The 12,698-nt window shown below is 72.8% G+C and carries 14 protein-coding genes; 4 read left to right on the top strand and 10 right to left on the bottom strand.

Going from position 1 to position 12,698, the window contains the following annotated elements; translation table 11 throughout:
* Positions 1–117: 117 nt before the first annotated feature.
* The gene (locus DMB42_RS25315; RefSeq protein ID WP_125637498.1) at positions 118–549 is read right to left on the bottom strand and encodes an ATP-binding protein; all 432 of its coding nucleotides are present in this window, start codon (positions 547–549) and stop codon (positions 118–120) included.
* 92 nt (positions 550–641) lie between these two features.
* Entirely contained in the window at positions 642–1,190 is a 549-nt protein-coding gene (locus tag DMB42_RS25310) for a TetR/AcrR family transcriptional regulator (RefSeq protein WP_125637497.1), read from the bottom strand.
* 97 nt (positions 1,191–1,287) lie between these two features.
* Between DMB42_RS25310 and DMB42_RS25305 the strand changes: the two genes are divergently transcribed.
* Positions 1,288–2,862, top strand: a complete 1,575-nt coding sequence (locus DMB42_RS25305) for an MDR family MFS transporter (RefSeq protein WP_260477925.1) — start codon at positions 1,288–1,290, stop codon at positions 2,860–2,862.
* On the opposite strand, the gene DMB42_RS25300 is transcribed toward DMB42_RS25305, so the two are convergent.
* Positions 2,843–3,163, bottom strand: a complete 321-nt coding sequence (locus tag DMB42_RS25300) for an STAS domain-containing protein (RefSeq protein ID WP_125637496.1) — start codon at positions 3,161–3,163, stop codon at positions 2,843–2,845. The genes DMB42_RS25305 and DMB42_RS25300 overlap by 20 nt on opposite strands.
* Positions 3,164–3,213: 50 nt before the next feature.
* On the opposite strand from DMB42_RS25300, the gene DMB42_RS25295 reads away from it, so the two are divergent.
* Complete coding sequence (locus DMB42_RS25295) at positions 3,214–4,164, top strand: GNAT family N-acetyltransferase (RefSeq protein ID WP_260477924.1); 951 nt, start codon at positions 3,214–3,216, stop codon at positions 4,162–4,164.
* A gap of 13 nt (positions 4,165–4,177) precedes the next feature.
* Here the strand turns inward: DMB42_RS25295 and DMB42_RS25290 are convergent, their stop codons facing one another.
* From DMB42_RS25290 to DMB42_RS25270, 5 genes are read right to left on the bottom strand one after another with little or no spacing between them, the layout of a single operon-like run.
* Entirely contained in the window at positions 4,178–5,455 is a 1,278-nt protein-coding gene (locus tag DMB42_RS25290; RefSeq protein WP_125637495.1) for an AAA family ATPase, read from the bottom strand.
* Positions 5,452–6,888: a hypothetical protein gene (locus DMB42_RS25285; RefSeq protein WP_260477923.1), complete on the bottom strand. Its 1,437-nt coding sequence runs from the start codon at positions 6,886–6,888 to the stop codon at positions 5,452–5,454. Before DMB42_RS25285 ends, DMB42_RS25290 begins: the two co-directional genes overlap by 4 nt.
* Complete coding sequence (locus DMB42_RS25280; protein ID WP_125637493.1) at positions 6,876–8,006, bottom strand: hypothetical protein; 1,131 nt, start codon at positions 8,004–8,006, stop codon at positions 6,876–6,878. The genes DMB42_RS25285 and DMB42_RS25280 overlap by 13 nt, the downstream gene beginning before the upstream one ends.
* The gene (locus tag DMB42_RS25275) at positions 8,003–8,773 is read right to left on the bottom strand and encodes a hypothetical protein (RefSeq protein WP_125637492.1); all 771 of its coding nucleotides are present in this window, start codon (positions 8,771–8,773) and stop codon (positions 8,003–8,005) included. Before DMB42_RS25275 ends, DMB42_RS25280 begins: the two co-directional genes overlap by 4 nt.
* A gap of 50 nt (positions 8,774–8,823) precedes the next feature.
* Complete coding sequence (locus DMB42_RS25270; RefSeq protein WP_125637491.1) at positions 8,824–9,504, bottom strand: bifunctional 2-polyprenyl-6-hydroxyphenol methylase/3-demethylubiquinol 3-O-methyltransferase UbiG; 681 nt, start codon at positions 9,502–9,504, stop codon at positions 8,824–8,826.
* 53 nt (positions 9,505–9,557) lie between these two features.
* Between DMB42_RS25270 and DMB42_RS25265 the strand changes: the two genes are divergently transcribed.
* On the top strand, positions 9,558–9,977 hold the full coding sequence (locus tag DMB42_RS25265) for a hypothetical protein (protein WP_125637490.1): 420 nt from the start codon (positions 9,558–9,560) through the stop codon (positions 9,975–9,977).
* Positions 9,974–10,555: a TetR/AcrR family transcriptional regulator gene (locus DMB42_RS25260; protein ID WP_125637489.1), complete on the top strand. Its 582-nt coding sequence runs from the start codon at positions 9,974–9,976 to the stop codon at positions 10,553–10,555. The genes DMB42_RS25265 and DMB42_RS25260 overlap by 4 nt, the downstream gene beginning before the upstream one ends.
* Before the next feature lie 12 nt (positions 10,556–10,567).
* Here DMB42_RS25260 and DMB42_RS25255 read toward each other — a convergent pair whose 3' ends face one another.
* Positions 10,568–11,503, bottom strand: a complete 936-nt coding sequence (locus DMB42_RS25255; RefSeq protein ID WP_125637488.1) for a phosphotransferase family protein — start codon at positions 11,501–11,503, stop codon at positions 10,568–10,570.
* On the bottom strand, positions 11,500–12,690 hold the full coding sequence (locus tag DMB42_RS25250) for an acyl-CoA dehydrogenase family protein (protein ID WP_125637487.1): 1,191 nt from the start codon (positions 12,688–12,690) through the stop codon (positions 11,500–11,502). Before DMB42_RS25250 ends, DMB42_RS25255 begins: the two co-directional genes overlap by 4 nt.
* Positions 12,691–12,698: the final 8 nt, after the last annotated feature.

Below are 12,698 nucleotides of genomic sequence, written 5' to 3'. Positions count from 1 at the left end.
GACCCGGAAGGGCTGTCCCGGAAGGGCTGTCCCGGAAGGGCTGTCACGGAAGGGCTCAGGGAACGGCGAACGGCCGGGGCCGCCGTGTGAGCGGCGGCCCCGGCCGTGGGATGCGGATCACCTGGCGATGAGGTGCTGCCCCGCCGCCCCGGGGGCGAAGCGCAGTCTCTTCTCCAGGCAGACCATCGCCCCGTTCTCGCGGATGTTGGTGAAGCGGATGTCGTCGGCGAGCGCGCGCATGATCTGCAGGCCCCTGCCGTGCTCGGCCTCGGGACCCGGCTCGATCACGCGGTGCGGGTCGAAGCCGCCCCCGGTGTCGACGACCTTGATGGTGCACAGGTCGTCACGTACGCAGGCGCTGACGGTGTAGTCGTCGCTGGGCGTCGCGTGCTTGACGACGTTGGCGCACGCCTCGGTCAGCATGAGCTCGATGTCGTCGCGTACCTGGGGGTCGACGCCGAGCGACCGCAGCGTGCCGTCCAGCATCTGCCTGATCAGCGGGACGCTCGCCGCATCCCTGGGCAGTCGGAGAGCTATCGTGGCCTCCACCGCGTCTCCTCCCGTCTGGATGCGTGCGAGCATCCTGCCCCGGATCCGCTGCGGCAATCGTCGGTCCCGGCGGCAAAGTTCGGAAAAGGCGGCTACTCCTCGACGAGCCGCAGCGCCACCTCCATGCACGCCTTGTCGATTTCCTCCTCGGTCAGCCCTTCGCCGGCCCTCGTCAGCCACTTCCCGGCGTGCAGCGCGAACAGCGCCAGCGACCGGCTGATGCGCTCGGTGGGCGTGGCGTCGGGGTCGCTCATCTCGGCGGTGAGCTCCATCATCGTGTCGCGCATCTTGGCGAGCTTCGGATGGTTGCGCATCGCCGTCTGGTTGCTCTCCAGGAAGCGGGCGACCGCCAGGTAGCGGGGCTGCCGGAGCCGCTCGGCGTAGCGTTCCAGCAGCTCACGGCGGGTCTCCAGGGTCTTCGGCCGGCTCTTGGCCCATTCGAGCAGCTCCTGGACCTCGGCCACCCGCAGATCGACGAGGCTGCCGACGATGTCGTCCTTCGTCTTGAAGTGGTAGTACAGAGCGGCCTTGGTCACGCCCAGCTCTTCCGCGATCTCGCGCAGCGAGGTCGCCTCGTAACCCTGCTCCGTGAAGAGCCTCAGCGCGATCTCCTGGATCCGCGTCCGCGTGTCTTCCCGCACTTCGCACCTATTTCGACTTGACGGTCGGCAAGTAAGTATCTAGCTTATTCTAAGCTTGCCGGTCGGCAAGTAAGCAAGATCTCACTGGGGGTGTGCAGTGGCGGAGGCAGTCGGACGGCGCCGCGAGGTCATGGTCGTCCTGCCGGGCCTGATGCTGGCCATGGTCCTGGCCATGCTCGACAACATGATCGTGGGCACGGCCATGCCACGCATCGTGGGCGAGTTAGGCGGGCTGACCCATCTGTCGTGGGTGGTGACGGCGTACGTCCTCGGCACGACCGTCTCGACCCCGATCTGGGGCAAGATCGGCGACCTGTACGGCCGCAAGGCCATCTTCATCACGTCCGTCGTCATCTTCATGATCGGCTCCGCGCTGTGCGGCATGGCCGGCTCCTCGATGCTCGGCGGCCCCGCCGACGGCATGACCGAGCTGATCGCCTTCCGCGCGATCCAGGGCCTCGGCGCCGGCGGCCTCATGGTCAACGTCATGGCCATCATCGGCGACCTGGTCCCGCCCCGCGAGCGCGGCCAGTACCAGGGCATCATGGCCGGCGTCATGTCGCTGGCGATGATCGCCGGCCCGCTGGTCGGCGGTTTCATCACCGACCACCTCGACTGGCGCTGGGCCTTCTACGTCAACCTGCCGGTCGGCGCGGTCGCGCTGGTCATGCTCGTGCTGAACCTCCACCTCCCCAGGACGCACACCAAGGTGCGGATCGACTGGGCGGGCGCGGTCCTGCTGTCGGTCAGCATCACCGCGATGGTGCTCATCACCACCTGGGGCGGCAACGAGTACGCCTGGGGCTCCTGGCAGATCCTCACCCTGATCGCGGTCGCCGTGGTGTTCCTGGCCGGCTTCATCGTGGTCGAGCGCCGCGTCGCCGAGCCCATCATGCCGCTGCAGCTCTTCCGCAACCGCAACTTCACCCTGATCTCGGGCATCGGCTTCCTGCTCGGCTTCGCCATGTTCGGCGCGATCAACTTCCTGCCGCTGTTCCAGCAGACCGTCCAGGGCGCCACGGCCACGAACTCCGGCCTGCTGCTGCTGCCCATGATGGCCTCGGCCATGGTCGTGTCGCTGTTCGTCGGCAAGGCCATCACCAGCACCGGCAAGTACAAGATCTACCCGATCGTCGGCGGCGCCGGCATGGCCGCCGGCATGTGGCTGCTGTCCACCATGGACGTGCACACGGCGTCCTGGCAGACCGGCATCTACATCGCGGTGCTCGGCCTCGGCATGGGCTTCCTCATGCAGACCACCATGCTCATCGCGCAGAACAGCGTCGAGCAGAAGGACCTCGGCGTCTCCAGCAGCGCGACCACGTTCTTCCGGTCGATCGGCGGCTCGTTCGGCGTCTCGCTGTTCGGCGCGATCTTCAACAACCACTACCTGTCGGAGCTGACCGACCGGTTCGGCGCCCAGGCGGCCGAGCGGATGACCTCGGGCGGCGGCGCCAGGATGGACCCCAAGCAGCTCGAACAGCTGGCGCCGCAGATGCGCACCGGGATCCTGGAGTCGCTGGCGACCTCGATCTCCGGCGTCTTCTGGTGGGCCATCGCCTTCGCCGTCGTGGTGCCGCTGCTCGCGGCCCTCATCAAGGAGATCCCGCTGCGCGGCGGCGCCCCGGTGGACGCCGACCGGCAGGAGGTCGTCAGCCCGGCGGCAGGCTGAACAGCCGGTCGAGCGCCGTCATCAGGAACAGGCTGCGCAGGTGGGGCGTCAGCGCCACGACGCGTACCACGGCGCCGGCGTCCGCGGCCTGTTGCTGGAGGCGGACGAGCGCGGCCAGGCCGGAGGAATCGATGAAGGTCAGCCGGGACAGGTCGACGTCGATCGCGGTGTGGCCCGCGGGCAGGGTCAGCCCGGCGAGCTGGGTCACGGAGTCGTAGTCGAGGTCGCCGCTGAGCGCGAGTGTGACGGTCGTCGCGTCGGGCGTGGCGACCTCGATGTGCAGCGGCGTCCTGTCGAGCACCCGTTCAGCTTAGCCACCGCGGGAAAAATGGGAGGCGCGGGGGTGGGGGAATGGGCACAATCCTGCTCATGCACACCTTCAGCCGCCCCCGGGTGGACGACGCCGCGGCCATCCACGAGCTGGTCGCGGCCTACGACACCGAGATCATCGGATCGCCCGACATGACGCCGGAAGACGTCGCCGACGAGCTGTCCGAGCCGGGCTTCGACCTCGACAGGGACGGCTGGCTGGCCCACGACGAGACCGGGCGGCTGACCGGGTGGGCGTGGGCGTGCCGCGTGGGCGACGGCGACCTGGTCAACATCGAGGTCGTCACCCGCCCCGGCATGGACGGCGGCCTCCAGGACGAGTTGTGGCGCCTCGTCACCGCCCGCGCCCGCGAGCTGGGCGATGAGCGCGGCCACGACGGCGTCACCGTCGACATCGGCGTCTACCGCGAGGACCAGGCCAAACAGTCCTACGCCAAGGGCCAGGGCTTCGAGCCGGGCACCAGCTTCCACCGCATGCGCGCCGACCACACGGCCCCCGTCGAACCGCCGGCCCCGCTGCCCGGCCTCACCCTGCACACGGGAGAGGACGAGGAGACCCGGCGCGCGGCGCACGGCGTGCACCAGATCGGCTTCGCCGAGCACTTCGGGTTCGTCCCGGTCGACTACGACCACTGGTACGAGCGCCGCCAGGCCATGAGCATCACCGACTGGAGCCAGCTCACCCTGGCCAGGATCGACGGCGAGCCCGCCGGGGTGCTGTTCGGCAACAACCAGTTCGTCTCCGACGAGAACTGCGGCTACGTCGCCACGCTCGCCGTGCACCCGGGCTTCCGCGGTCGGGGCCTCGGCCGTTTCCTGCTCCGCCACGCCTTCGCCGCCGACGCCGCGAGGGGCCGTACGGGCACGATCCTGCACGTCGACTCCAACAACACCACCCCCGCCCTCGGCCTGTACGAATCGGCGGGCATGCGGCGGGTGCTGGCCATCGACGTCTGGCGCCGCCGCCTCTGACCTGCCCCCTGCCTCACACCCGGTGGCGGGCCAGATGCTCCAGCACCGACTGGTTGGCCTCCCAGCCGTCGGGGAACTTCACCGGCACCCCGAGCTGCACCGGCTCGGCCGACGGATGGGCGTCCAGCAGCTCGGCGATGCCCGCCCGCGCCACCACCACGCACGCGTGCCGGTGCCGCGAGGCCAGGACGCACAGCCGCCCCGACTCCAGGTGGAAGGCCGTCGCGTCCCGGCGGCCCGACAGCGGGTGCAACACGATCGTCACGTCGTACTCGCGGCCCTGGAGGCGGTTGGCGGTGTCGACGGTGATCTCCGGCGGCAGCCCGGCGTTCCGGATCGCCGCCACCTGGTCGCGGTGGGCCGCGCCGACCGCGATCCGGTCGGCGGTCACCGGCCGTTCGCCCTGCTCGGAGGAGGCCACGCCCCCGCGCTGCAGCAGCCGCGCCGCCAGCAGCGCCACCGCCTGCACGGCCTCGCCGTCGGTACGCACGGTGTGCCGGTTGGGCAGCTCCAGCAGCGCCCACCCCGACCGGGCGGCCTCCTCCAGCGCGCGGTCGTGCACCGTGCCCATCCCGCCGGCCGTCAGCTCCAGCCGCCGGTCGCCCTCGGACGTGCCCGACCTGAACCCGGTGAACGGGTAGAAAGCCCGCGACACCATCGGCGCGGCCGAGGCCGGCAGCCGCCCGGACACCGGCAGCCGGTGCACCGGCAGGTCGGGGTTGTGCCGCAGCAGCACCGCGACCGCGCTCTGCAACGGGTCCCACGACAACCCCGACCAGCGGTCGCCGTCCACGATCGAGAACGGGTCGAGCTGTCCCGGGTCGCCCACGAACAGCGCCCGTTCGAACAGCCCCGCGATGCGCAGCAGCTTGTCCGAACGCATCTGGTACGCCTCGTCCACGATCGCCCACGGCCACACCCGGCCGGAGATCCACGCCCACTTGTCGGCCGTGGCGATGACGATGTCGGGGTCGCCGAGGTCCTGGATCCGGGTGCCGATCGTGACGCCGGGCAGCTCCAGCATGCGCGGGTGGGGCACGTATCCGCCGGCCGACAGGCGGCCCACCTTCAGGTGGGGATGTTTGTCGGAGATGCGCGCGACCAGGTCGTCGACCTGCTCGTTCGTCTGGGCGACGATCATCAGCGGCTCGCCGGTGGCGGCGATGTGCGCGGCGGCGCGTACGACGAGGGTGGACTTGCCCGCGCCCGGCGGGGAGTCGACCACGACGCCGCGGTTCCTGGGCAGGTCGGCCAGGACGTTCGCGATCACCTGCTCCGGGCTCTCGCTCACGACCACTCCTCCTGCGCGTCCTCGTCGTCGGGTACGTACTCCTGCGGCGGCCCGCCGTGTGTCCAGGGTGTGGCCTCGGAGTCGGGCAGCGCGGGCGAGCCCTGGAAGTCGTCGGTCAGCGAGGTGTAGCAGACCCGCTCGCCGACCTCCGGCACGGCGCCGGGAACGGGTGTCTTCCCCCGGCCCATGCCCTTGGTGATCTTCAGGGTGACCAGGCCGTCGCCGGCCTCCACCAGCTCGGCGCCCTGGCCGCGGCGCTGCGGGGTGCCGAGCGAGGCGCCGGGCGGCAGGCGTACGGGGTCGTCGGTCTTGAGCACCACCAGGGGGCGCAGCTTGCGCGAGCGGCCCTCGCCCTCGACGTTGTCGGGCACGGTCTCGACCACCTCGCCGGCGAACGCCTCGCCGGTCAGCCGGTACTCGGCCATCACCAGCGGGTCGTCGTAGGCGCGCTGCACGTCGTAGCCGGCCTGGGCACGTTCCATGCGGGCCAGCCTGGCCGCGGCGGCGACCGCGCCGTCGCGCCTGGCCTGCGGCGGCCCGCCTTCGGCGAGGTGGGCGGCCATGGCGCTGAACGAGCCGCGGTCCTGCTCCCACCGCTGGGCCACGCTCGCGCCCGGCTCCAGCCCGGCCAGCAGGTCGAGGGCCTGCCACATCAGCCGCCAGGTCGGTTCGAGCTGGGTGCGCAGCGCCTCGGCGACCCGCTCGGCCGACTCGCTCTCGATGGCCGGGGCCAGCACCTCGGCGTCGAAGCCCGGATCGGTCGCGGGCCCGGCGGGCGGCCAGATCAGCGGGTCCTCGGCGTCGTCGGAGGGGCCCAGGGTGATCCAGGCCAGCAGCGCCGCCAGGTTGGCGTCCTCCAGCGCGCTCTGCCCGCTGGCCCAGTGGCGGCCCAGCTCCTCGGTCACGGCCTGCGTCAGCGACGAGCCGGGATAGGCGGCCCGCTCCCCGAAGTAGGTCAGCCACCGCCCGAGCAGCGGCACCTCCGCGGGCACCGGGTAGGGCCCGTCGGGCCGGCGGAAGCGCGTGGAACGGCCGAGCAGCCTGGCGAAGGCGATGCCCGCCTGGTTCGGCAGGACGAGCTGCGGCGCGTCGAGCGCCCGCTCGTAGGGGTCGGCGTTCTTGCGCTCCACCGTCTCGGTGTCGCCGGTGAACGACTCGATGTACGGCAGCAGCACCCCGGCCAGCTCGGCGGCCCAGGCGAAGCGCAGGTCGCGGTTGCGCGGCTGGGCGACGACGAGCAGGCGGGGCCGTTCGCGGTCGGTGCCGAGCATGGCGGCCAGCGGCGCGGCGGCCTCGCCCGACAACTTCAGCGGGATGAACACCATCGGCCGGTCACCCACGTGGCAGTGGCGGACCGTGGCGACGGGCTGGGCGATGCCCTCGTTCAGGGCGCGCAGCCGGGCGAGCGAGGTGAGCAGGCTCAACTGAGGCACTCCCTGCGCAGGCGTTCGGCGTTGCGGAGCAGGCCGGCGATCTCCTCCTGGCCGTCGGCCGGGTCGCGCAGGCCGTCGGCCAGGCCCAGCGCCTCGGCCACGGAGGCGACCCCGCCGAGCTCGTCGCGCACCTGGCGGCCGAGCAGGTCGGAGGCGCCCTCCTGGCGGGCCTCGTCGCGGCAGAAGAAGCACAGGTCGCACGTGGACAGGCAGTCGGGCGCGTAGCGGGCGGTGGTCCGGTGCAGCGCGTCGGCCAGCTCGGCGACCGGCCGGGTGGGGCGGCCGTCCTCGCCGGGGCGCAGGTCGAAGCTGAGGTCGTCGGGCAGCGCCGCGAGCAGCCGGTCGAGGCCGGTCATCCGGGTGAGCTGGCGGCGCAGCACGGCGAGCTGCCTGCGTACGTCGACCAGGGTCGCCACGGGCCGGTTGGCGAAGTTCTCCGGGCACACCAGCACCACGTCGTGGGAGACGGTGAGCGGGTCGTGCCCGAGCTCCTCCAGCATCGTGCGCAACGCCAGCACGTAGACCGCGGCCTGGCGGGCGGCGGCGGCCACCGCGCCGGGGTCGGCCTGCCCGTCCACCACCGCGAACGACTTGATCTCCACGACGTGGAAACGGCCGCCGAGCTGGAAGGCCACCACGTCGGGTTCGAGGAAGGCGACGTGGCCGGCGATCTCCAGGCTGAGCAGCGGGTGGTCGAACAGCGTGCCGGCGTCCTGGTCGCCGCGCGCGGCCCGGTCGAACAGGGCGCGGGTGTGGGTGTGGCGCAGGTGGGCGCCGACGTTCTCCACGTCGTGGTAGGCCACCTCGGCGACCGGCAGGCCGAGCACCTCGCGCAGCAGGCGCAGCAGCTCGGCGCACCCGTCGGCCTTGACCAGCGCCTCGAACGCGTTCCCGCGGGTGATCGCGAACGGCGACTGGCCGAACGGCGCGGGGAAGCCCAGGTGGCGGGCGGCGGCGTCCTTGTCGACCCCGGCGCCGTCCATGAGGGCCCGGCGGGCGCAGCCGGGGTTGGCCGCCAGGGCCGCGATCGCGCGGGCGTCGTGCGGCTTGGGCGGTGTCGTGCCGCGCAGCGCGTCAAGCCGGTGGGCCGGGCCGTCCTCGCGTCTCAAGCCGCTCACGTCGCTGTCTCCTCCTTGATCGTGCCCAGCGTAGCGGCGCCGAACAGCCTGGCGACGTCACCGAGCTGGGATGTGGCGCGTCGTGCCAGCTCGGCGCGGTCGCGCGTGTCGCGTTCCGCGTGCACCGACAGCTCGGCCGTGGCCGCCTCGACGATCCGCCGCGGGTCGGGCGGGCCGAGGTCGGCGGCCGTGGCGCCGGGCACGTTCCTGGCCATGCGCGCCAGCAGGCGCAGGGCGCCCTCGTCCGCGCAGCCTGCCGAGGCCACGGCGATCGCGCAGGTCAGGAAGTCGACGCGGGGGCTGAGCGGGCCGACCACGCGCCGCTCCAGCGGCCACGTGCTGAGCGTGAGCAGGCCGCGGGCGGGGGAGAGGCGGTCGGTCAGCGCCGCGCACAGATAGTACGGCCTGCCGTGCGGCGTGGACCGGAACGAGCGTTCCTCGTCCCTGCGCAGGCTGGTGAGCTGGGCGCTGCGGATGGTGCCGGCGAAGAACGCGCCGCTGACCGCCACCACCAGGCGGGGTTGCGCGGCGGCCCCGAGCAGCGCGAGCGCCTGGTGCACCTGCTCGCGCACGGTGACCAGCCGGGGCCCTTCCGCCCTGGCCTTGGGCTGCTCGCCGCTGACCAGGGCGTCCCAGGCGCGCTCGGCGGCACGCAGCTCGGCGCGCAGGACGCGGGCCGTGGCGCCGTCCCTGGCGCGCATGGCCTTGCGCACGCCTGCCCGGAGCCCGTCGATCCGCCGTTCGAGATCGTCCAGCCCGTCACTCATGGCGCGAGGGTATCAACAGTTCCAGTATTTACCAGTATTTATGGTGAAATCTACGTTGTAAAGGGCCGGGCCGCGAACCACGTACGGTCCTCGGTGAGGAACCGGTCCAACCGCAACCCCACGGCGGCCAGGTCGGCGGCCACGTCCTCGTCGCTCAGCCGCCGCGAGGTGAACGACTGCGTCCAGACCCGCTCGCCGTGCGTGTAGCGCATGGTCGCCGCGTACACGCCGGGGGAGATCTCCTCGACCTCCGCCATGGTGATCGTGACCTCGCCGTCGGCCCTGCCCGAGCCCGCCTGCCACACGTCGTGCCGCTCGCCGGGGATCCACTGGACCAGCACCGCCCCGCCCGGCGCGACGTGCCGGGCGCACGCGCCGAGGAAGGCCCGCCTGACCTCGCCGTCGACGACGTTGACGAGCTGGGAGCCCAGCGTGACCGTGTCGAAGCGCCGGTCGAGCCGCAGGTCCTGGAGCCGCGCCAGCACGGTCCCGGCCCCGCGCACGTGCGCGAGCATCTCGGCGGACTCGTCCACGGCGACGACGTCCAGGCCGGCGGCGACGAGCGCGTGGGTGACCCGGCCGACGCCCGCGCCCAGCTCCAGGACGGAGCCGCCGGGCGGGCTCTCCTGGATCACGAGCTCGGCGTCGCGGCCGGGTTCGAGGAGGGTGTAGAACTCCACGGGGGATCCGTCGGGGGTGATGGCGCCTGGGCCTGTTCCGCTGTTCTTCATCTTTTGAACGTAATCGCCGCGTGAGCCGCCCGCGAAGGGGGACGATGGCCCCTGTGACCGGTGAGGTGCGAGCTCTGATCGGCGTCGGCGCGGGCCTGATCGCCGTTCCCCCCGTCTTCTACCTGACCGAGGCGGGCGCCAGGGCGCTGCGGGCGGGTCAGGCCGCGTTCGCCCCGGCCCCGGCCGGGCCCGGCCTCCTGGCGGCGGCGGCCGTGCTGGTCGCCCTGCTGACCGCCTGGCCCGCGGCGGCGCTGGCCTGCGGGTTACCGCTGGTGGTGGCCGGCGCGCTGTTCGCCCTCGACCTGCGGGCCGCGATCGGCCTGGCGGGGGCGCTGCCGGAGGTGTGGCAGCCGCCGTGGGCCGAGCCGCCCGGCACGCTGGCCGGGATGACCGGCCTGTACGCCTACACCGGCGCGTTATTGATCTTCTCGGCGCTGCTGCCGGGCCGTCTGCGATCTATCCTGAGCAGATGAGTGGACGGGACCCCGACCGGCGCAGGGCGCTGCTCGACGCCGCCGACCGGGCCATCCTGGCCGAGGGCCCCGAGGTGTCGATGGCGGCCATCGCCGCCGAGGCGGGCATCACCAAGCCCATCCTCTACCGCCACTTCGGCGACCGCAGCGGCCTCTACCAGGCGCTGGCCGACCGCCACGTGCGCACGGTGATCGCCCTGCTGCGCCCCCGCTTCGCCGAGGCCGGCACCGACCTGCCCGCCGCCGCCCGCGCCACCATCGACGTCTACCTCGACCTGGTCTCGGCCAACCTCAACCTCTACCGTTTCCTGTTCCACCGGGCCAGCGGCGAGGACACCCGGATCCGCTCCCACATGACCTCGCTCGTCAGCAGCCTGGGCGAGGAGCTGGGCCGGGTGCTGGCCGACGAGCGGGTCGTGCCCGACCCGGTGCGCGCGCAGGTGCTCGGCCACGCCTTCGTCGGCATGGTGCAGACGACGGGCGACTGGTGGCTGGAGCATCCGGAGGTCGGCCGCTCGCAGGTGGTGGAGGGGCTGGTCGACGTGATCGCGGCGGCCGTGGCCCCCGGCCGCCGGTGAGCGGAGGGCCGCTCAGCGCAGCAGGCCGAGCAGGTCCCACTCGGTCTCGCAGACGCGGCGGCCGAGGGCGGCCAGCTCCACCGAGGACGCGCCGCCGCGCAGGTGCCGCATCGTCTGCATGACGCAGATGACCCCCCACTTCAGCACCCCGAACGTCTCCCACCAGCGCAGCGCGTCCAGGTCGACGTGCTGCCCGCCGGCCTCCTCGTAGGCGGCGGCCAGCTCGGCGTAGCCGCCGAACCCGCCCACGGGCAGCGGCGAGCCGAACCGCCACGCCTTGACGCACAACCAGCCCAGGTCCTCCAGCGGGTCGCCGGCGTGGGCCAGCTCCCAGTCGAGCACGGCCCTGATGCCCTCGGGGCCGACGATCAGGTTGCCGTTGCGGAAGTCGCCGTGCACCACGCTCGTCCGGGAGGCGGGCGGCCGGTCGGCCTCCAGTCTGCGCAGGGCCAGCTCGAACACCGGATGCGGCTCGCCGGTCAGGTCGAGCACGTCACGCCAGCGGCGCAGCGGATCGGCCGGCTCGCTCTCCGGCAGGCACGACAGCGGCATGTGGTGCACCGCCGCGAGCGCCCGGCCGCACTGGGCGGCCAGCCTGGGCCGGGCCCGCTCGTAGGCGTCGTCGCGCAGGATCCGGCGCGGGATGGTCTGGCCGGGGATCCGGGTCATCAGGACGTAGGAGGCGCCGGCGGCCACCACGCGCGGCACCGGCACCCCGGCGTCGCCGGCCGCCCGCATCAGCCGCGCCTCGGCCGCCAGACCAGGGCCCGCCTCCAGGGCGGCTCCCGGACCGTCGAGCCGGAGCACCAGCTCGTGCCGGTCGCCGCCGGGGACGACCACGTCCAGGGCCCAGGTCTCCCTGGAGGCCCCGCCGGGCAGCCTGACCGCGTACGGGACGGCCGCGCCGGGGCCGTACACCTCGCGGGCGATCGACTCGGGACGGTTCATCGCAGGCCGAACTCCCAGGCGCCGCCGGCCGCGTACTCGCCGAGGACGCGGCGGCCCACGGCGTCGATGTGCACCTCGTCGGGCCCGTCGTAGACGCGGGCGGCGCGGGCGTGGCGGTACATGCGGTCCAGCGGGGTGTCGGGGGTCAGGCCGGCCGCGCCGTACACCTGGATGGCGCGGTCGATGACGTTGTGCAGCATGCGCGCGCCGACCACCTTGATCGCGCCGATCTCGACGCGGGCCTGCGAGCCCGCGTCCACGGCCTCGGCGGCCTGGAGCGTGAGCAGGCGGGCGGCCTGGATCTCGGTGTAGGAGTCGAAGACGTGTTGGCGCATGAGCTGCTTGGCCGCCAGGGGCTCGCCGAAGGCGGTGCGCGCGTGCAGCCTGCGGCACATCAGGTCGAAGGCCCGCTGCGCCTGTCCGAGCCAGCGCATGCAGTGGAAGATCCGGCCGGGCCCGAGACGCCGCTGGGCGATGACGAAGCCGTGCCCGCGCTCGCCGAGCAGGTTCCCGGCGGGCACCCGTACGTCCTCGTAGCGCACCTCGCAGTGCGCGCCGTCGAGCCCCAGCACGGGCGTCTCGCGCACGATCGTGTAGCCGGGCGTGTCCGTCGGCACGAGGATCATGGAGAAGGCCCGGTGGGTCGGCGCGTCCGGCTCCGTACGGCACATCACGGTCGTGTACGCCGCCACCGACGCCCCCGTGGTGAACCACTTGTGCCCGTTGATCACCCATTCGTCGCCGTCGAGCACGGCGGCGGTGGTGATCTGGGTGGGGTCGCTGCTGGAGACCGCCGGCTCGGTCATCGCGAAGCTGGGCGAGATGTCACCGCGCACCAGCGGCTCCAGGTAGCGTTCGCGCTGCTCGGGGGAGGCGTGCTCGTGCAGCATGAGCGAGTCCTGGAGGGTGAACGTGCCGAGGGCGAGCTGCCCGTACTCGCTGCGGCCCTGGACCTCGTTGACGTAGACGTAGTCGAGGAACGGCAGCCCGCCGCCGCCCAGCTCGCGGGGGTGGCCGAGGGCCCACAGGCCCTCCTTCCTGGCCTCGTCCCGCAGCCGGGCCATGGTGGCGGCGGCCTCCGGGCCGCCCTCGTGCAGGATCTCCTCCGCCGGTTCGACGCGCTCGGTCATGAACGCGCGCACGGCGTCACGGATCGGCCGGACTTGGTCGGGTACGGCGAAGCTCATGGGGTGAT

Origin of the sequence: Nonomuraea sp. WAC 01424, from assembly GCF_003947315.1 — a bacterium.
Classification (GTDB): domain Bacteria; phylum Actinomycetota; class Actinomycetes; order Streptosporangiales; family Streptosporangiaceae; genus Nonomuraea; species Nonomuraea spiralis.
This window is presented reverse-complemented; position numbering and strand designations above follow the sequence as displayed.

Bases quoted from the DNA above. Each gene is read 5' to 3' on its own strand.
- DMB42_RS25250 (WP_125637487.1), bottom strand. From the start codon at position 12,690: ATGAGCTTCGCCGTACCCGACCAAGTCCGGCCGATCCGTGACGCCGTG.
- DMB42_RS25295 (WP_260477924.1), top strand. From the start codon at position 3,214: ATGGGCACAATCCTGCTCATGCACACCTTCAGCCGCCCCCGGGTGGAC.
- DMB42_RS25260 (WP_125637489.1), top strand. From the start codon at position 9,974: ATGAGTGGACGGGACCCCGACCGGCGCAGGGCGCTGCTCGACGCCGCC.
- DMB42_RS25255 (WP_125637488.1), bottom strand. From the start codon at position 11,503: ATGAACCGTCCCGAGTCGATCGCCCGCGAGGTGTACGGCCCCGGCGCG.
- DMB42_RS25275 (WP_125637492.1), bottom strand. From the start codon at position 8,773: ATGAGTGACGGGCTGGACGATCTCGAACGGCGGATCGACGGGCTCCGG.
- DMB42_RS25270 (WP_125637491.1), bottom strand. From the start codon at position 9,504: ATGAAGAACAGCGGAACAGGCCCAGGCGCCATCACCCCCGACGGATCC.